19 protein-coding genes and 1 pseudogene are annotated in these 19,969 nt (G+C 28.5%); 6 read left to right on the forward strand and 14 right to left on the reverse strand.

Going from position 1 to position 19,969, the window contains the following annotated elements; genetic code table 11:
• Window positions 1-9 precede the first annotated feature (9 nt).
• The 4 genes and pseudogenes from mce to ACJJVY_RS13555 all read right to left on the reverse strand — a co-directional run bounded on the left by mce (window position 10) and on the right by ACJJVY_RS13555 (window position 5,139).
• Window positions 10-411: pseudogene (gene mce, locus ACJJVY_RS13540) on the reverse strand (methylmalonyl-CoA epimerase).
• A gap of 63 nt (window positions 412-474) precedes the next feature.
• Window positions 475-909: a hypothetical protein gene (locus ACJJVY_RS13545; RefSeq protein ID WP_405609740.1), complete on the reverse strand. Its 435-nt coding sequence runs from the start codon at window positions 907-909 to the stop codon at window positions 475-477.
• A gap of 36 nt (window positions 910-945) precedes the next feature.
• Entirely contained in the window at window positions 946-2,367 is a 1,422-nt protein-coding gene (locus tag ACJJVY_RS13550; RefSeq protein ID WP_405609743.1) for a DUF5689 domain-containing protein, read from the reverse strand.
• Between the two features lie 18 nt (window positions 2,368-2,385).
• Complete coding sequence (locus ACJJVY_RS13555; protein WP_405609747.1) at window positions 2,386-5,139, reverse strand: carboxypeptidase-like regulatory domain-containing protein; 2,754 nt, start codon at window positions 5,137-5,139, stop codon at window positions 2,386-2,388.
• A gap of 138 nt (window positions 5,140-5,277) precedes the next feature.
• On the opposite strand from ACJJVY_RS13555, the gene ACJJVY_RS13560 reads away from it, so the two are divergent.
• Window positions 5,278-6,336 carry an endonuclease/exonuclease/phosphatase family protein gene (locus ACJJVY_RS13560; RefSeq protein ID WP_405609750.1) on the forward strand — a complete coding sequence of 353 codons (1,059 nt, stop codon included), beginning with the start codon at window positions 5,278-5,280 and terminating at the stop codon, window positions 6,334-6,336.
• A 133-nt stretch (window positions 6,337-6,469) separates the two neighbouring features.
• A complete protein-coding gene (locus tag ACJJVY_RS13565; RefSeq protein WP_405609753.1) occupies window positions 6,470-7,165 on the forward strand; it encodes a hypothetical protein in 696 nt (231 codons plus the stop codon).
• A gap of 85 nt (window positions 7,166-7,250) precedes the next feature.
• On the opposite strand, the gene ACJJVY_RS13570 is transcribed toward ACJJVY_RS13565, so the two are convergent.
• Together ACJJVY_RS13570 and ACJJVY_RS13575 are read right to left on the reverse strand one after the other, a co-directional pair.
• Complete coding sequence (locus tag ACJJVY_RS13570) at window positions 7,251-8,780, reverse strand: Rne/Rng family ribonuclease (RefSeq protein ID WP_405609756.1); 1,530 nt, start codon at window positions 8,778-8,780, stop codon at window positions 7,251-7,253.
• 303 nt (window positions 8,781-9,083) lie between these two features.
• Window positions 9,084-9,374: an HU family DNA-binding protein gene (locus ACJJVY_RS13575; protein ID WP_237587271.1), complete on the reverse strand. Its 291-nt coding sequence runs from the start codon at window positions 9,372-9,374 to the stop codon at window positions 9,084-9,086.
• Window positions 9,375-9,517: 143 nt separating this feature from the next.
• Between ACJJVY_RS13575 and mutY the strand changes: the two genes are divergently transcribed.
• From mutY to gldD, 4 genes are read left to right on the forward strand one after another with little or no spacing between them, the layout of a single operon-like run.
• On the forward strand, window positions 9,518-10,561 hold the full coding sequence (gene mutY / locus ACJJVY_RS13580) for an A/G-specific adenine glycosylase (RefSeq protein WP_405609760.1): 1,044 nt from the start codon (window positions 9,518-9,520) through the stop codon (window positions 10,559-10,561).
• Between the two features lie 40 nt (window positions 10,562-10,601).
• A complete protein-coding gene (locus ACJJVY_RS13585) occupies window positions 10,602-11,036 on the forward strand; it encodes a single-stranded DNA-binding protein (RefSeq protein ID WP_405609763.1) in 435 nt (144 codons plus the stop codon).
• 20 nt (window positions 11,037-11,056) lie between these two features.
• Entirely contained in the window at window positions 11,057-12,385 is a 1,329-nt protein-coding gene (locus ACJJVY_RS13590; RefSeq protein ID WP_405609766.1) for a gliding motility-associated protein GldE, read from the forward strand.
• Entirely contained in the window at window positions 12,378-12,929 is a 552-nt protein-coding gene (gene gldD / locus ACJJVY_RS13595; RefSeq protein WP_405609769.1) for a gliding motility lipoprotein GldD, read from the forward strand. Before ACJJVY_RS13590 ends, gldD begins: the two co-directional genes overlap by 8 nt.
• Window positions 12,930-12,933: 4 nt before the next feature.
• Here the strand turns inward: gldD and ACJJVY_RS13600 are convergent, their stop codons facing one another.
• From ACJJVY_RS13600 to ACJJVY_RS13635, 8 genes are all read right to left on the reverse strand, one after another.
• Complete coding sequence (locus tag ACJJVY_RS13600) at window positions 12,934-14,703, reverse strand: MutS-related protein (RefSeq protein ID WP_405609772.1); 1,770 nt, start codon at window positions 14,701-14,703, stop codon at window positions 12,934-12,936.
• Between the two features lie 6 nt (window positions 14,704-14,709).
• Window positions 14,710-15,069, reverse strand: a complete 360-nt coding sequence (locus ACJJVY_RS13605; protein WP_405609775.1) for a rhodanese-like domain-containing protein — start codon at window positions 15,067-15,069, stop codon at window positions 14,710-14,712.
• Between the two features lie 9 nt (window positions 15,070-15,078).
• Window positions 15,079-16,203: an NTP transferase domain-containing protein gene (locus tag ACJJVY_RS13610; RefSeq protein ID WP_405609778.1), complete on the reverse strand. Its 1,125-nt coding sequence runs from the start codon at window positions 16,201-16,203 to the stop codon at window positions 15,079-15,081.
• Window positions 16,196-16,672: a cyclic pyranopterin monophosphate synthase MoaC gene (gene moaC, locus ACJJVY_RS13615; RefSeq protein ID WP_405609781.1), complete on the reverse strand. Its 477-nt coding sequence runs from the start codon at window positions 16,670-16,672 to the stop codon at window positions 16,196-16,198. The genes ACJJVY_RS13610 and moaC overlap by 8 nt, the downstream gene beginning before the upstream one ends.
• A gap of 150 nt (window positions 16,673-16,822) precedes the next feature.
• Complete coding sequence (locus ACJJVY_RS13620) at window positions 16,823-17,110, reverse strand: GIY-YIG nuclease family protein (protein ID WP_405609784.1); 288 nt, start codon at window positions 17,108-17,110, stop codon at window positions 16,823-16,825.
• A 247-nt stretch (window positions 17,111-17,357) separates the two neighbouring features.
• Window positions 17,358-18,560, reverse strand: a complete 1,203-nt coding sequence (locus ACJJVY_RS13625) for a molybdopterin molybdotransferase MoeA (RefSeq protein WP_405609787.1) — start codon at window positions 18,558-18,560, stop codon at window positions 17,358-17,360.
• 2 nt (window positions 18,561-18,562) lie between these two features.
• Window positions 18,563-19,555 (reverse strand): GTP 3',8-cyclase MoaA, encoded by a 993-nt coding sequence (gene moaA, locus ACJJVY_RS13630; RefSeq protein WP_405609790.1) that lies wholly within the window; start codon window positions 19,553-19,555, stop codon window positions 18,563-18,565.
• A complete protein-coding gene (locus tag ACJJVY_RS13635; protein WP_405609793.1) occupies window positions 19,556-19,969 on the reverse strand; it encodes a YeeE/YedE family protein in 414 nt (137 codons plus the stop codon). It lies immediately after the preceding gene.

Consider the following 19,969-nt stretch of genomic DNA (forward strand, 5'->3'; position numbering starts at 1 on the left):
GTATTTTAACTATTCTATTTCTTGACATAATTCAATTAAAACTCCATTAGTCGTTTTTGGATGTAAAAAAACAACTAACTTATTATCTGCACCTTTTTTAGGGGTTTTATTTAAAACTGTAAAACCCTCTTTTTTAAGTCTTTTTACTTCTGATTTAATATCTGCTACAGCAAAAGCAATATGATGAACTCCTTATCTTTTTTTTTGTATAAATTTCGCAATCACACTTTCTGCACTTGTAGCTTCTAACAATTCTATCTTGCTCGAATCAGTCTTAAAAAAAGATGTTCTTACACTTTCTGAAGCTACTTTTTCAATTTTATAATGTTCTTTACCTAAAAGTGAAGCAAATAATTTATTAGACTGTTCTAAATCTTTTACAGCAATACCAATATGTTCTATTTTATCCATAAAGTAAAAATAACATCTTAATCAAACAACATACTATTCTTAACAATTAAAATCTATTTTATCTTATACACCTGATTTAGATACTTTTAAATAAACATCTTTCATGTTTAAACTTTTAGCATTAAAGATTTCTGCATGTAGAGATAATCTATCATTTTTATTTAAAGTCAACATAAGTTTTTGACTACAAATATTTGATGTTTTTGGGCAGTTTGTGCCTTTTGTTATTTTGGCTTTTTGGGCATGTAATCTATTATTTAACACCAAAACCAATTCTGTCTTAGAGTTTTGATAAAAAGTACTTACCGAATTTTTGTAAAAACCCCACTCTATTTTATATACACCAGAAACTGGTATTGTTAATTGTTTCCCGTTCCAAAAACCCCCCTCTTTAGAACCAAACCTTACAACTCCATTAGTAGATAGCTCTTTTAATTCTACTTCTAAAATAAAACTGCTTACACTCTCAATTTCTTTTTCTAAAACAATTTCCTCCATAACTTTTTTCTTTTAAATATACATTTCCAATAATTTTTATTTTGCATTTATAATAACATTATCTAACTCATAAGTTCCATCAAAATTACCATCACCGTTACCTGTATACTTAAAAGCGATGTAAGCTGTATTCGAATAATTTGATAAATCTATATAAGTAGAATGAATCCAATCTCTAAAATCTTGTCCGTCAGAAACAATTTTTGCAGGTAAAACATTCCAACTTGCAGAATTTATGTTGTTTTCATTCCCATCAAAATCTGTGGATATTAAAACTTCTAAATTACTTCCGTTTGCAAAACTATTAGACGTTTCAAAAGACAAAAACTCTTGCGATGTGGTTGTTAGATCAATTTCTTTTGTAATCAACCAAGTAACCGTAATGTCATCACCAGAACTTATAGAATTAATTCTTGCCGCTTTACTTTGCGAATAACTATCTGTGTAAGACCTCCAAGATTTTGTACCAATATCTCTATAATTTATCCAATTTAAAACATCTATGTCTCCAGATTCATTATCAAAATTTTCTTCTAATAAAATAGTTGTATAATCTTCTATCGGTAAAGGCACACACCTAGCATCATTCATAACCATATCTTTACTATCGTTAAGTTGCAACACCATAAAACTTCCTGTAAAATCTTTAGAAACAATGGCATTTATGGTTCCTGCTTTTTCAGGCAAAGTCTCGTTAGAGAAGCTAGAAAAAGAACTTGTTTCTAATAACAACTCATCATACCCCAAACCTAAACAAGTTTGTATTTTACGTTGTGTATCAAAATCTTCTATTGGATCTACAAATGATTTCCCCGTTAGCTGAGCATCAAAAAACACATTTTCTAAGGAAATAAAAGTTCCTATATGTGTGTCATTAATCCCAGCAAAATCAATTAATTTTGGCACAATAACTTCTGTTGTAGTTGTTCTAAAAATATGATTCGGAATTTGATTTGTAGTTATATTTTCAATTTCCGAAAGGTTTGTAGCACTAACTTTTCCGCCTATTGTAACAATACCATCTCCAGAATTTGTTTCCCCAACATACAAGCCTTTAAGACGAACGTAAATCTCTCTACCAAGATTATATTTATTGTAACTATTGGTTAGATTTAAAGAAACTCTTATCCCTGAATTTGGATTTTCTGGAGTATCTTGCATGTAAAATTCTTTATAAAAATTACCCGTTTTATCCGAAGAAATAACATAACCTTTTACAACAATATTAGACGTAACTTCTAACGGATCGTTGCCAATAATATATAATTCTTTTATTTGTTGTATTGTTTTTAATTGAAGAGTTCCGGCAGAAATACTATCTAAAATTTTATTTACAGCCTCATTTTCTTCATTCCCTAAACCTTCTGGCACTGCAAAATCTGCATCATCAACACATGTAATGCACAAAATACTTGTTATAAAAGCAAGTGTTAAACTTATTATTCTATTCTTTTTCATTTTCTTTTTCCGTTTTTATTAAAGAGAGATACTTACATTTAAAAAATAAGTTGCACCTCTACCATACCAATATTTATTACCAAAAACTGGTTTATCTAAAGATTTATCTTCTAACAACTGTCTGTAATTAGCATTTCTCCCTTGCTCAAACCCACCAGATTTATACTCTTTATTCAATAAGTTATTTACGGTTGCAAAAACACTTATATAATGTTTATTAACTATAAAAGATTTTCCTCCAACAAGATTTACAACAGAATAATTATTGAATTTTTCTTGTACTAAAAGTTCTTTAGCAATATCTGTATCATATTCTAAAAATGGCAATCCATCATCGTCTGTATAAAAATTTTGAGATCTATTTAAAGGAGAAACATCTATAAATGTGTTTGCAAAAAAGTTAAGTGTTGCTCCAAACCACCAATAATCAGGATCTCTATATTCAAAACCAACAGAATATGCATTTTGTGGTCCCGAAGCTAATTTGTAATTTTTAAGATTTGTTGTACCAAAATCTTTAAATCCATCTACAAAACCAGCAACTAAAGACTCTGTATCTGCTTCTGTTGTTAAATATAAATTAGGGTTATTGCCATAGGTAAACTGACCAATTGATGCAGCTCCTTTTAATTTTAATGTGGGTGTAATTTGCGCTTCAATCCCCAACTCTAACCCTAAATGAGTTTTATTAATCTTGCTTAAAATTTCTTGTACAAAAGCAGTATTATCTCCACCAACACCATCTGCAAAATAAAAAGAAATCTCGGTTGCATCTTTTATAGATGTATAATAAGCAGTTATTTTTGATGTAATTATCGGACTTCTAAAAACGTAACTAATATCCGTAGAAAGTGTTTTTTCGTTTTGTAAACCTAAAACCACATTATTATTTTCTCTTGAGTTAGAAAACGTATTTCTAGTAGTTGGTGCATTGGTAAAATATCCTGAATTAAAATCTATTAAATGACGACCTGTTATCTTATAAGTTACACCAAATTTAACACCATAAGTTGTGAATTTTTGTTTTTCCGATTCTCCTAAAGAATTATTTACAAAACCTCCGTTTTGATACAAACCTTCTCTTTGATGAGATGTATTAATTACATTTAAAGCCGCATAAAAGTCTACTTTTTTGTATCGAAATTGAGACTGAACAAAGCCAGAAATTATATCAGAATTTAGGTTGAAATTATATTTAAATTGATCGCCTTTACCTACAATTCTATTCGGATTTAAAAGATCGTTTTGTTTTTCATCTTCTGTGGCTCCAAAAGGATCAATATCTAAATAACCAACTCCACCTAACAAATCAATTACCTCAGCAAAATTTTTAGATCGTAATTGTTTGTATTCAATTTTTCCATTAATTACAATATGATCATTAATTTCTTTATTTAAAATGGTATTTACAGTAAGTTGTTTATCATCATTTCTATCTTCATATAAAACATATGCGTTTTCTAAATCTTGATTCTTATTGGTAATATTTGCATCAAAAATAGCATTCCAATCAATTTGTCCGTCAGTATTAAAATTATTTTCAGCCTCATAAGCACCTTCAAAATCATTATATTTTAAAAAATAACTCGGTAATTTTTGATAATAGGCAGCACTTGGATTTGAGCCTCCATTATAATCAATTCTACTATTACCAATCTTACCAAATTGATAAGCAACATTTGTATTTAAAATTGTTTTTTTAGAAAGATTCCAATAATGATTTAACATTAAAATTGGTTCACTTACCTCTTTAATTCTAGAGTTTTTCTTTTCTCCATTTAAAAAACCCCAATAATCATTATATTTTATTCCTTTTAAATCATAAACTTCTTGGGTATTTGGCGACGATTTCCCTCTTCTATTTGGTGTAAAAATCCCAGTAAAATTAATACTGCTTTTATCACTCAACTTTTTTTCGATGGATGTAAAAAAGGAATATGCATTGTAAGAGGTTGCATCGTTAAAACCTTCTTTACCTACTCTTCTACTTCCAGAAAATGTAAAAGCCCAATTGTTTTTTAACATTCCCGAAGAATATGTAGCCATTATTCTATGCTGATAACTTCTGTTGGATGAAGAGTAAGTTACTCTAACTCCTGGTCTTTGTTCAGAAGCTCTTGTTTCCATATTTGTAGATCCTAAAAGGCCTCCAAAAGTAACATCCGAAGGAGACAAACCATTTCTAAATTCTTGATTTCTTAACACATCATTTAATCCTCCCCAATTTCCCCATTGTGCTCTTCCGTCATAAATTTTATTCATTTCTATGCCATTAATCAACACTTTTCCGTTACCAGAATCCAATCCTTTTACCTTAAAAAAAGACGAACTAAACTCAAAAGCAGCTGTTCTAAGAAAAATATCTCTTGATGATTGCAGCAAGCCTGCAATATTATCTGCAGAATTAACATCGTCATTTAATTCGTCATCAGTAAGTGTAATTAAGCTTAAATCTTGATTTATAGAAATATCTTTAAAGAGATAAATAATGCCTAGATCTAAAGTTTTATCGGAAAGTTCAATAGCTATATTTTGAGTTTCATAACCATCAAATTGTATTTCTAAAACAATATTTGTATTTGATAAGTTCTTTATTTGAAAATACCCATTTACATCTGTAATTTCTTTATTATTAGTGCTCTTTATTGATACAAAAACACCCTTAAGTGGTTTATCAGAATTATTGTCTAAAACAACTCCCTTAATAATATTCTGACCATTAACCACAAAAATAGTAGTTAACAGCAAAGTTGCCATAACAATTTTTTTCATAAATAGTTTGTAAGCTAAATTTTCTTTTTTCGCTCTTAAATTTAGTGAAAAAAAATTAAAATACCCCATTACTAGATATCTTAACTTAATTAATAGCTTTAGTTTCTTATTTTTACATTACATAAAAACATCATAAAAATGAGTAAGAATATATTTTTTATTTTGATTTTCTCTATAGTAATTACGTCTTGTAATTCTCAGAAAAAGGAAAAACAATACAACATAAGAACCATTGCTTTTTATAATCTAGAAAACTTATTTGACACCATAAATGATGTAAATAAAAATGATGAAGCAAGCCCGATAATGGAATTGAAATCTAATAAATCTAAAATTTATTGGGATAAAATTGAAAAACTAAGCAGTACAATTGCTCAAATAGGTGCTAGCAAAACAAATACAAGTCCTGCTATAATTGGAGTATCGGAAGTTGAAAACTTAAATGTACTAGAAGATTTGATAAAATCTAAACATTTAATAAAGAATGATTATGGAATTATCCATTATGATTCTCCTGATAAACGAGGCATTGATGTTGCTCTATTATATCAGAAAAAATATTTTAACCCTATTTATCATGAAGCTTTTAACCCTAACATATATAGCAATAACGTAAAAATTTACACAAGAGATCAACTTTTAGTTTCGGGTTATTTAGATGATGAATTAATTCACCTAATTGTAAATCATTGGCCATCTAGAAGAGGTGGTGAAAAAGCGAGTAGACCTAACAGAGAAAAAGCTGCCTATCAAAACACGAAAATTATAGAACAAATTAGAAAAGAAGATAAAAATGCTAAAATTTTAATTATGGGAGATTTTAATGACGACCCAATAAATTCTAGTTTTAAAAAAGTATTACAAACTAAAAGCAGAAAAAAAGAGGTAAATGAAGGTGATTTATACAACCCTTATGAAGACATGTTTAGAAGAGGTTTTAATACATTAAAATATAGAGATAAAATAAACTTATTTGACATGATTTTCTTTACTTCTCCACTATTAGATAAAGGAAAAAAAGATTACTCTACCTACAAAATGTATAAAGCCATGATTTTTAACAAAGCTTTTTTGACAACTAAAAAAGGAAAATATAAAGGATATCCTTATAGAAGCTTTTCTAATGGTAATTACATTGGTGGTTATTCTGATCATTACCCTGCCTATTTATATTTAATTAAAGAAAAAACAGATTAATTAACCTTAAAATTATCATAAACAATTGCCAAAATAATTGATAATATTAATAATTAATTATCATAATATTATATTTGTATTAATCGTATAGTAACTTAAATCTTATAAATAATTATTACAATTAATAAACGCTATGAAATTTACAAAAAAAGCTTTATGGTCTATTCTCCTAATAGGAAACATGTGTGTAGGTCAAAATTTATTAGGAACACTTTCTACTTTTGAAGAAAGTGCTAGAGTTTTTAATGACTTAAAATATAACGTTGATGGCATAGATGGGCATCAATACTACTTAGATGATTGGGGAACAGGAAAAATAATAATTAATGATTCTATTAGCGCTCCTCAATCAAGAATTCAATTTGATATGGTTTCTGGAGAACCGATAATTGGTAATTCTCATAAGGAGAAAAAAGGTTTTATTTTAAGGGATAAATCTGTTACAAGCTTTGTTATTAATAACAGGCATTTTGTAAGAATACCTAAAAGTAGCTTCCTTGAAAATGTAGATAGAGATTATTTTTACACCCCTACACTTACAAAAGAGAATTACCTTTTAATTGATTCTCGCAAAGTATTAAAAGAACCATATGTCTTAAAAAACAGTTATAACGACACTAATCAAAACAAGAGATATGTTACTATGACAACTTTTTACATCCTTAATAAGGATAACAAATATATTTCTGTAAAATTAAAAGAGAAAGATATTCTTAAAGCCTTAGTTAGTAAAAAGAGTGAACTAAAGAAATATATTAAAGGAAATAAACTAAACCTTAAAAAAGAAAAAGATGTAGTTAAACTTTTAAGCTACTATCATTCTTTATAAAATTAAAGTCTATAAAACACAAAACCCCGCAACTAAAATTTGCGGGGTTTTTTGATAAAAAATTATTGCCTTTATATTATAAAATTTATTTTTTTTCAGATTTAAATCTATAATATAAGTATGTGTAAGCGTCACGAGGTATAATTGTAATCCACTTTTTGTGCTTTAAATACCATTTAAAACGTATAGAATTTACTCCCTTTGTTAAATAAGCAGCAATAAAAGGATGCACATGTAATTGTACTTTTTTATTATTAGAGCTTAACAAATATTTCTCTAAATCTGCCTCAATTTTGTCTAACAAAACTATAGGTGCTTCTACTTCTCCATTTTTATTTGGGTTGGCTTCGGTAGTTTTTATACTTAACTCAGGCCTTACCCTTTGTCTTGTAATTTGTACCAAACCAAATTTACTTGGAGGTAATATTTTATGCTTTGTTCTATCCAAAGCCATTTGTTCTTTTAAATGCTGATACAATTTATTTCTGTTTTCAGCCTTGTGCATGTCAATAAAATCAACAACTATAATTCCTCCCATATCACGCAATTGTAACTGGCGTGCTATTTCTGTTGCTGATATTAAATTAACTTCTAAAGCAGTATCTTCTTGAGAGCCTGCTTTATTAGATCTATTTCCACTATTTACATCTATAACATGTAAAGCTTCTGTGTGCTCAATTACTAAATAAGCACCTCTACTCATAGAAACTGTTTTACCAAAAGACGTTTTTATTTGTCTTTCTATTCCAAATTTTTCAAAAATAGGAACATCAGAATTATAAAGTTTTACAATATTTTCTTTTTCTGGATAAATTTCTTGTAAATATTCTTTAATCTCTACTTTAAGAGTTTCATCATTTGTTACAATACTTGTAAAAGTCTCATTCATAATGTCTCTTAAAATTGAAGAAGCTCTATTTAACTCACTTAAAATTTTTGCTGGTGTGTTTGTGTTAGGTATTCTCTTACACATAGTTTTCCAACGATCTAAAGAATTTTGTAAATCTTTATCTAGTTCTGCAACTTTTTTGCCCTCGGCAACAGTTCTTAAAATAACACCAAAACCTTTAGGTTTAATGCTTTTCGCTAATCTTTTTAAACGTTCTTTTTCTTTTGGGTCTGCTATTTTTTGAGAAACAGAAACTCGGTTAGAAAAAGGAACTAAAACCAAATACCTACCTGCTATAGACAACTCAGAACTTAATCTGGGTCCTTTTGTAGAAATTGGTTCTTTTACTATTTGTACTAATAGGTTTTGCCCCGATTTTAGTACACTATTAATACTACCGTCTTTGTTAATGTCCGCTTCCTTTTGGAAGCTTTTTAAAGTGAATTCTTTATACTTACCTGTGCTTACTTTCTTAATGAATGCGTTTAATGAGTTTACCTGCGCACCTAAATCATGATAATGTAAAAATCCATCTTTTGGATATCCTACATTAACAAAGGACGCGTTTAAACCTGTTAACACTTTTCCTATTTTGGCTAAAAATATATCGCCAACAGAAAACTTGTTATCAGATGTTTCATTATTTAATTCAATAAGTTTTCCATCTCTTAATAAGGCAAAATCAATATCAGATGAATTTGAACGAATTATTAATTCTGTTTTCATGCTGAAATGGTTTTAGACTACACTTAATTGTGTAGATGGATTAATATTGTCAGGTATTATAAATACCGTGAGAAGATTTTTAGTTAATAACTAAATCTTCTAATGTCAATGAACTTTGTGTTAATTTTTTTTCGTCTAAATAATAAACGAAAAAGTAAGCTGATGCTTACTTTTTCTTGTGTCTATTTGCTCTAGCTCTTTTCTTTCTTTTGTGTGTAGAGATCTTAGCTCTCTTTCTTTTTTTACCACTTGGCATAATGTCTGTTGTTTTTTTAACCGATTAAGGTTTAGATTAATATTTTGTTATTTAACAGCTACTTTACTTTTTACTCCTTCCGTAAAAGTTTTAGCTGGCTTAAAAGCTGGAATATTGTGTGCTGGAATTTTAATTGTAGTATTCTTAGAAATATTTCTACCTGTTTTCTCTGCTCTAGTTTTGATGATAAAACTACCAAAACCTCTTAAATATACGTTATCTCCACTTTCTAATGCATCCTTTACTTCAGTCATAAATGCTTCAACAGTTGCTAAAACTTCTGTTTTTTCGATTCCTGATTTGTCTGAAATTTTTGATACGATATCTGCTTTCGTCATGTCTCTATATTTTTACTATATTTTTATTTATTTACTCCCAAAAATGCGGATGCAAATATATGATAATTAATCAATTCCAAAAAGATAAAGACTTAAATTTATGTGAATTTTATAATGTAATATTGCAATCCTATTTTTAATCAATGATTTTTTATAACACATTAATTTACTGGTATTTACAAAATAACCGAGAATTACCTTGGCGAAAAACTAAGAATCCTTACTTTATTTGGCTGTCAGAAATCATGCTTCAACAGACAAGAGTTGCGCAAGGTTTGGCCTATTATTTAAAATTTATAGAGACTTTTCCTACTGTTTTTCACCTTGCAAATGCAGATGAAAGTACTGTTTTAAAAATGTGGCAAGGTTTGGGATATTATTCTCGTGCAAGAAACCTTCATTATTCTGCAAAATTAATTGCTAACGAATTAAATGGAGAATTTCCATCAACTTATAAAGAAATTATAAAACTAAAAGGCATTGGAGATTACACCGCTTCTGCAATTTCATCAATCTGCTTTAATGAAGCCACTGCGGTTGTAGATGGAAACGTTTACAGAGTGCTTTCTCGCTATTACGGAATTAAAACACCTATTAATACATCTGCAGGAATTAAAGAGTTTAAAACACTAGCACAGTCTTTAATTGATAAAACACAACCTGGTACATTTAATCAAGCAATTATGGATTTTGGTGCAATACAATGCAAACCACAAAATCCGCTTTGCGATACTTGTCCTTTTTCTAGTAGTTGTGTTGCTTTAGAAAAACAGTTGATAAAAGAGCTACCTATTAAAGAGAGAAAAATAAAAGTTAGAAAACGTTACTTTAATTTTCTGGTAATAAAAACCAAAAATTATAAAACCATTTTATCAGAAAGAAAGGGTAAGGGTATTTGGCAAGGTTTATATCAATTTCCTTTAATAGAAAGTGAAAAAGTTATTAATAAGAATGAATTAGTAACATCCGAAAAATTTATCGACTTATTTCCTATTGAAACTACAATCTCTCTTTTTAATCAAAAAGAAATTGTACATAAATTATCTCATCAACATTTATATACCCAATTCTGGATTGTTGAAATAGAAAACCTATCTAAAGCAACTGTAAAATGGAATGAGATCGAAAAATACCCTGTTCCTATTTTAATCGCAAATTTCTTAGAAACATATCAATCTAAAAAGTAATTGATATTTTTATTACTTTTGATATAGAAATACACATCTTATGGCAGGAACGATAAATAAAGTAATTTTAATTGGTAATTTAGGTGATGACGTTAAAATGCATTATTTTGATGATCAAAACTGTGTAGGCCGTTTTCCTATTGCAACATCAGAAAGTTACACAAACAGACAAACCGGAGAAAAAGTTACCACTACAGATTGGCATAATCTTGTTGTAAGAAACGGGTTGGCTAAAGTGTGCGAAAAATACTTGACAAAAGGTGATAAAGTGTATGTAGAAGGAAAACTAAAAAACCGCCAATGGGAACAAGATGGTGTAAAACGTTATTCTACAGAGGTTGTAGTTAATGAAATGACCATGTTATCTAACAAAAAAAATACAGAAAATACTAATATTAACCCAGTTCAAAATCAAAAACCTGCTCCTGTTACTAAATCCATAGAAACAGAGGAAGAGGACGATTTGCCTTTTTAATTTAACTTAAACCTTAAAAATTGGACCCAGACCCCAAAATTTTATTTTTATTTTTTACAAGTATAGATTTATTAACTTCCTTTAATATAATCACACTAATCGCTTTGCTTATAAGTTCCGCTTTAGTGTCAGGCGCAGAAGTTGCCTTTTTCTCTCTTAATCAAACAGATTTAAATGAACTTTCTAACAACGGAAAAGAAGAAAACATTGTTGTTACCTTATTAGAAAAACCCAGAAAACTATTAGCCACAATATTAATAACTAATAATTTTATTAATATTTTAATTGTTTTATTATTTGCTTCTTTATCAGAAACATTTTTTGGTAGTTTTGATTATCAATTAAACCTAATTCTCTTTTCTATACCCATTCGTTTTTTATTAGAAATTGTTCTAATAACCTTTTTAATTTTACTTTTCGGAGAAGTTTTACCAAAAGTATATGCATCTAGAAATGCACTTAAATTTTCTAGAGTGATGTCTAAATTTATTCATTCAATAAGTTTTTTACTAACACCTTTTAGCTTGCCATTAATTACTTTGACAAAATGGATTGAAAAAAAATTAGGAAACAAAAACTCTAATTTTTCTGTAGAAACTCTGTCTCAGGCATTAGAATTAACTTCTGAAGGTGCAACTACAAAAGATGAACAAAAGATATTAGAAGGAATTGTAAATTTTGGTAATACAGAAACTGTGCAAATTATGAAACCTCGTATAGATATTTTTGCCTTATCAGACGATGAACCTTACGAAGCTGTTTTAGAGAAAATATTAAAAAACGGATATTCTAGAAATCCTGTTTATAAAGAAAATATAGACAATATTATAGGTGTTTTATATGCCAAAGATTTACTCGCACATTTAGACAAAACAACGTTTAAATGGCAAGATTTATTACGAGAACCTTTTTTTGTGCCAGAAAACAAAAAGTTAGATGATTTATTAGGTGATTTTAGAGAAAAGAAAAATCACTTAGCAATTGTTGTAGATGAATACGGAGGTACAAGCGGATTGGTAACTTTAGAAGATGTTATCGAAGAAATTGTAGGTGATATTAATGATGAATTTGATGATGAAGATCTATCCTACTCTAAAATTGATGCCAATAACTATATTTTTGAAGGTAAAATTACAATTAAAGATTTCTGTAGAGTTTTAGATAATGAAGACGAAGAAATTTTTGAAGAAGAAAAAGGAGAAAGCGAAACCTTAGCCGGATTTATTTTAGAAATTTCTGGTAAGTTCCCTAAAAAAGGAGAGAAAATAAACTTCAAAAATTATACATTTACAATAGAAGCGTTAGATAAAAAACGTATTAAACAAGTAAAAGCAACCAGAAATGCGTAACCTTTTTTTATTGATTTTTTTAACTCTTTTTCTTTCCTGTAAAGAAGATGTTTTACCAAAGCCTAAAGCTTATTTAAGTTTAGAATACCCGAAGAAAATATATAAAAATTTAGAAATCTATAGACCTTATAGTTTTAACATTTTAAATAACACTTCTGTTATTGACGAAAAAAATAATTGGATTACTATTAAATACCCTGCACTAAAAGCTTCTATAGATATTACTTACAGACCTGTAGAAAACAATTTAAAAGAACTATTAACAGAAGCAGAAAAATTAGTTTATAAACATGCTGTTAAGGCAGAACAAATTATACCTAAAGATTTTGTAAACCCTAAGAAAAGAGTTTTTGGTAGTTTGTATGAAATTACAGGAAACGCAGCTTCTAACCTGCAATTTCATGTTACAGACAGTACAAACAATTTTATAAAAGGTTCTTTATACTTTTACACAAAACCAAACTACGATTCTATTTTACCTGCAGTTGATTATATTAAAACTGATATTTTAGAATTGATAGAAACTTTAGAGTGGCAAAATTAATTTCTTAAACAATTTCCATTTTTTGTAATAAAAAAGAAGCATTCATATTTTTACATACTCCTTTTTTCATTGTATAATCAAAATGTAGTTCATTATTGGTAATTTCTGCATCAAAATAATAATTTTTCACACTAGAAAACTCATCTTCTAAGGCACATAAACTAACATCGTGCGTTGCTATAATTCCTGTAGATTTCGATTTTGTTAATTTTTCTACAAACCTTTTAGAGCCAATTGCTTTGTCTTTACTATTTGTCCCTTTTAAAATTTCGTCTAAAATGATAAAATATTTTTCTAATTTTATTTCATCAACAATAAACTTTAAACGCTTTAATTCTGAGTAAAAATAAGATTCATCATCTGTTAAAGAATCAGAAGTTCTCATACTTGTAATTAGCTTTATAGGATGATATTTAAAACGTTCTGCACAAACTGGTAAGCCACAATTTGCCATAACAATAGACAAAGAAACCGTTCTTAAAAAGGTACTTTTACCAGCCATATTTGCACCAGTTAAAATAAAAAATTGCTCGTCATCAATTAAAAAATCATTATCAACTCTTTTATCAACATTTAATAATGGGTGTCCTAAATTTGTAGATTTTATAATCTCTTTTTCTGATGAAATTTCTGGAAACACAAATTTTGGATGATTAAAATTAAAGTTTGCTAATGAATTCTGAGCATCAAAATAGGCAACAACTTCAAACCATTTTTCTACTGTGTGCTTGTAGTTTAAAATCCATTTTTCTACTTTACAAGCATTGTAAATTTCTGATAAAAACAAACCGTTACCAACTACAGAAATTAAAATATTATTACGTTGATCAAATGCGTCTAAAATCTTAGAAAATTCTTTAAAAATTACAGAAGCTTTTTTTTGTTCTGACTTAATAATTGCTTGTTTCTCTTTTAACATTTCTGATGTAAAAGTTTCGTTTTCTATTTCATCTAGTAATTGATGATATTGCCTAAAAGTCTCTCTTACATTACCTGTTTCTGAATATAAATTTTGAGTTTTTTTTACAAATGCTCCTGTAATAAAAAGGCCTATAAAAAACCATGCAGTTATAAATGAAAAAGCAATAAAATTAAAAGCTACTAAAACAATTAAAACTATAGAAACTATAGAAAACGAAATTTGAATTTTTGCTAAATATTTAGAAAAAACAGCAGTGTAATTAGAAATCCAATCTACTATTTCTTTAGAAGTATTTTTAACAGTAACCAAACTTGCTAAAGCAGAAAAATGTTGCCTCCAAGTTACTTTTTTAGAAAGCTCTTTTATTGTATTTTGCTTAGCTACAATGTTGGTTGTATTATTAACCGATAACGTATTTGCTAGAAGTAATTTCCCATCGTTTGTAGTAGTTCTGTTCATGTATTGAAAAAACGAACCTTTACCAAATAAATCAACATCATTACTATAATAATCTAATGGATTTATAAATTCTTCCCCAGTTTCTAAATCATAAAAATCACGATTTAAAACCTTAATTTCTGTAATATTAATTTTAATTTTAGCTTCTACAACTTCTTTATTTCTTTTGATTTTAGTGTGCGTTAACACCAAAAAAGAAAACAAAGCAATTCCTAAAAGAGCTACAATAAAAACATCTGGAAAATTACCAAAAGTTAGGTAAATTAAAAGGCCTGTCCCTAAAAAAACAGCAAATCTAAAAATTGCTAAATTGATTAATTTCTTTTTTAAAACGGCAGCTTCTTTTTCTAATTCCGTTTGTTGTTTTGTATAAAAATTGATCGGTTTTTTCATTAAATTTTATTTGTAGCTAGAAATTCCGCCTGTTAAACTCAACACTTTTAAATCTGGATATTTCTTTTTCAATTTTTCTGCAGCTTTGTAACTATTAATTCCTCTTTGGCAAACCATTACATAAATTTTATTTTTATCAACTTTAATTTTATCAACATCAAATGTAGTAATAGGAATCGTCTGCTGCACCTTAAAAGGCAATTTTAAATTTGATAAAACTGCAATAATTTCTAAATTAGAATCGTTTAATTTTTCTTTTAATTCTAAAGGTGATATTTGCCATTCTTGGTTTTGCCTGGCACAAATAGCATCAAAATATGTTTGAATTTTAAATACTTTAGCAATTTTATCTTTTAAAACAATCATTTTTATCCATTAGTTTTTCAACTCGTTTTTGGCAACTTCAAATTCTTCTGGCGTATTTATATTTCTGATAAAAGTATCGTCGATTTCTACAATTTCTATATCAGAATTAATCAACATTTTACGCGGACAAGAATATCCTTGCGCCAAATATTGTAATAAAATTGGATATGCTTTCGGCTCATAAATAGTAATTAAAGGTTCCGGAAAATCTTTTCCTTTTCCCTGAATAGCAGTTGCTGCTTTACTCGGGTTTCTATGTTTTAAAACCAACTGAATAATTTCTTCATTTACAAAAGGTACATCTGTTGCCAACACAAACCAAGCAGCATTTGGGTCTTTTTGAAACGCAGAACAAATACCGCCAAAAGGACCTAAATTGATAAATTTATCTGATATTTCATCATCATTACTGTTGTCATCACGAGCGAAGTCGAAAGGTTGAACAGAATAAAATGTTTCTAAATTTTGGTTTTCAAGCAATATTTTAACGTATTCTTTTTGAGGTTTTCCAAAGTAATTGAGTTCAGATTTATCTGTTCCCATTCTTGTACTTTTTCCGCCAACTAAAACCAAGCCTTTTACAGGTGCAATTTTTTCTTGAATTAAATTATTAATGTGATTTGCAATTTGATCAACCTCATCAATTGTATAACAAGTTATGTTTTTTATCTGAGGATATTTTTCTTCTAAAAAGTCAAAATATTTAGTTTCTGATTTTAATTTTACCACAAACTGAATACGATCTAATTGTTCTAATCTTTTTAATACTGAAGCTTCTTTTGCTTCATCTAAAATTAATATTTGTTTTGCTCCCTGATAATGATTCCCATTGATAAAAACATAATCAAACTGCGCAAAATCTAAACGCTGTTGAAACTTATTTATGTTACCAGAAGTTGTTATTTGTACATTTCCTTCGTGATGAAAAACATATTCTGATAAACTATTTTTCTCTACATTTTTTGCATGAGAAGCATCAAAATAGGCCAATTTATAATTAGCTAATTTTTGAGAAATTTTTGAAACTAAATCAGAAATAACATCACAGTTTGTGCCCAAAATTGCAATCTCATTTGGCGCAAAATTATCATTATTTCTTCTTTCTAAATTGGTATGTTTTCTGTGTTTAGTCATTTTTAATATCAGATTTTCCTCCTGTTTTTTCTAATAATTTCACTTCTTTAATCACCATTTTTTGACTGATACTTTTACACATATCATAAATGGTTAAACAAGTTATATTTGCTCCTGTTAACGCTTCCATTTCTACACCAGTTTTACCAGTTATCGTAACTTTACAAAGAACTTCAATATTTTCTGAGTCGATAATAGTAATATCAACATCTACTCCATTAATTAATAAAGGATGACACATAGGTATCAACTCTGATGTTTTTTTAACACCTTGAATTCCGGCAATAATTGCTGTTTGAAAAACAGGTCCTTTTTTAGTGATTAACTCATCATTTGTAAAATGAGCAATAACTTCTTTTCCTAAAAACATGGTTGCTTTTGCAATTGCCGTTCTTTTGGTAATTTTCTTATCAGAAACATTTACCATTTTAGGATTGTTTTTTTTATTGATGTGTGAAAAATCGCTCATTATCTGTATTCTATTGTTCTCGATACAAATTTGTTCATTCTTCACAAATTCACTCGAACTGACAACAATTATTAGGAATTCTTATAACATCTTGTCATTTCGAGTGAAATTCTTTTTTCAAGAATTTTGTATCGAGAAGTTTTTAATTATTTAAAATTTCTTCTTCGCTAAATTAGGAAGTTTTTCATATTCATTATTAATCAAAGCTTCTTTTTTAGCTTTCGACCATTTTTTTATTTGCTTTTCTGTGTCTATAGCAAATCCAACATCAGAAAATTCAGCATAAAAAACTAATTCAAGTGGTCTTCTTTTATAAGTATAACTTTCTTGATGTTTTCCTTGTTGATGTTCAAAGAATCTTTTTTCTAAATTAGAAGTTATTCCTGTGTAATACATTATATCAACACATTTTAGAATATAAACATAATAGATTTTCATTATTTCAATTTAAAAATGTTCTTGATACAATTTTTTTCGTTCCTCAAAAACTCACTCGAACTGATAGAATATTTTCACTATTGTTCATAATTAACTACACATTATCACTTCGAGTGAAATTCTTTTTTCAAGAATTTTGTATCGAGAAGTTTTATGTTTTTCTAATCTGTTCTCGATACAATTTTTCTTCCTATGTCAGAAAAATCACTCGAACTGACAGTGTGTTAGTTAGTTTATAAAAACTACACTATCTATATCTAATTATCAGATAAACTTCTCCCTTCTTAAACTCAATTTTATCATTTGATAATTGAATAAAAGCATCGGTTTTTACCAAACTTGCTAAATCTCCAGAACCATTTCCTTTGATTGGAAAAGCTACTAAATGTCCGAATTTACTTTCTAATTTTACTTGCAAAAAATATTCTAAATTAGGTTTAAAGGAAACATCTTCTCCTAAAATAGCGGTTTCTTCTTTGGTTTCTATATCAACAGATTTGTAATACCAAGGATAAAAATACGCTAAACAATTTACAAAGGTAGAAATTGGATTCCCTGGAAATCCGAAGATATTACAATCACTAGTTTTCCCATAGAAAAATGGTTTTCCGGGTCTTTGTGCTACTTTATGAAACAGTTTTTCTACTCCTAATTCCTTAAAAACTTCTGGTAAAAAATCATATTTTCCTTTGCTTACTGCTCCACTAAAAAGCAAGACATCATATTCTTGTAAATAACTTTCTATTTTAGATTTTAAAATTGGTTTATCATCTGTAATATGAGCCGTTTCTGAAGGAATATTTAATCTTTCTAACAAAGAGACTAAGGTAAACACATTACTTCTTCTAATCTGATGTTCTAACGGAATTTCATCAACTCCAACCAACTCATCACCTGTAGAAACAATCATTACTTTTGGTTGCTTTGCAACTTTTACTTTTGATTTACCAACAGTTGCTAAAACTCCAATTTCTGCAGCAGAAATTATTGTATTTTCTTCAATTAATACATCTCCTATTTTTCCGTCTTTTCCTTTTTGATGCACATTTTGACTGTAGTAGACCGTTTCTGTATTAATTGTCGCTATTCCGTTTTTGATAGTTACATCTTCATATCTAATAACCGTATTTGCATTGTTTGGCAACACTGCACCTGTCATTACCTCAATACAATTTTCAGCATTATTAAGTGTAATTTGTTTACTTCCTGCAGCTTGAATCCCTTCTACTCTAAAAGTTAATTGTCTGTTCGAGCGCAGTCGAGAACTAAATTCTTTAAAATCAATGGCAATTCCATCCATAGAAACTCTATTGAATGGTGGAAAATCTCTATCTGCAGTAATTTCTTCTTTTAAAATTCTACCAACAGATTTTATAAACGGAATTTTTTCAACTCCAAAATTCTGAGTTGAGTTTAAAATAATATTTTTTGCTTCTTTTACTGAAATCATAATTACCCACCAATTGTACTCATACTTTCAGAAGCTCCACCATCTTTTCTATTTGCTTCTGCAATAAAACCATTTTCTGGTTTTTGTTTTACTAAAGATAAAAAGAGTTCTTTTAAATCATCATTAGAAGCTCCTTTTCTTATAAAATCTCTTAAATTAAACACTCCATCATCAAACAAACAGTTTTTAAAAGTTCCTGTTGATGTTATTCTAATTCTGTTACAATCATTACAGATTGTTCTTGTAAATGCCGGAATAATTCCAAAAGTCCCTAAATGATTCTCAACTTTATAATTTCTAGAAGTAGATGATTTTTCTGACTGAATCTCTGCAACATCAAACTCCGTTTTTACTTCATTTAAAATCTTCTTAAACGTCCAGTTTTCTTGTACATCACGTTGCCCTTTTCCGTTAAAAGGCATTTCTTCAATAAACCTTACGGCCACATTTTTATCTTTTGTTAATCTTACAAAATCTACAATTTCATCTGTATTAAAACCCGATTGTACAACAACGTTTAACTTTAAATTTAAACTACTTTTTTCTAGTAATTCAAAGGTTTTATATACCTCTGGATATACATCTCTCCTAGTAATTTTCGCAAACTTTTCTCTATCTAAACTATCAATACTTAAATTGATGTTTTTTACTTTCTTAAGCTTTTCAATTTTATCAATATGATGAGAAATTAGTGCGCCGTTTGTGGTAATATTTATGGCATCTAACAAGTCATTGTAAGACAACATTTCTAAAAATCCTACAAAATCTTTACGCACAAAAGGTTCACCACCTGTTAAACGCACTTTATTAACACCTAATTCTGTTAATACACGAATTAAGCGATACATTTCTTTAAAGGTAAGTAACTCTTGCCTTGGCACAATATCTATTCCGTGAGCAGGCATACAATATTGGCAACGCAAATTACAACGATCGGTTACTGCCAATCGTACATACTCTATTTGTCGTCCAAAATTGTCTTTTAAATTGCTCATTTAATTGGGTAATTTCTTACTTAATACCCCATAAAGTAAGGTTCCTAAAAGTGCTCCAATCAATAAAATGATTGCAGGAATTAATTTAAAACCAAGTATTACAAAAATGGGTGCAGCACAGGCGCCAGAAATTCCCCAACCTAATCCAAAAAACGTTCCTCCTAAAAGAGTTCTTATAAAACCTTTTTCTTTTGGTTTTGGTACAATTTTATTTCCGTTGATATCTTTTATTTTTCCATTTTTAAAAAGCTGCATAAAAACCATCGAAATCACAACAGCTCCTCCAATAATCCCAAACATATGAAAAGACTGAAACTTAAACATTTCGTAAAAACGAAACCAAGAAATTGCCTGTGTTTTACTTAAAACGATAGCAAAAAAAATTCCTAATAATAAAAATTTGATGTTTTTCAT

The organism is Polaribacter sp. Asnod1-A03 (genome assembly GCF_045063585.1).
GTDB lineage: Bacteria > Bacteroidota > Bacteroidia > Flavobacteriales > Flavobacteriaceae > Polaribacter.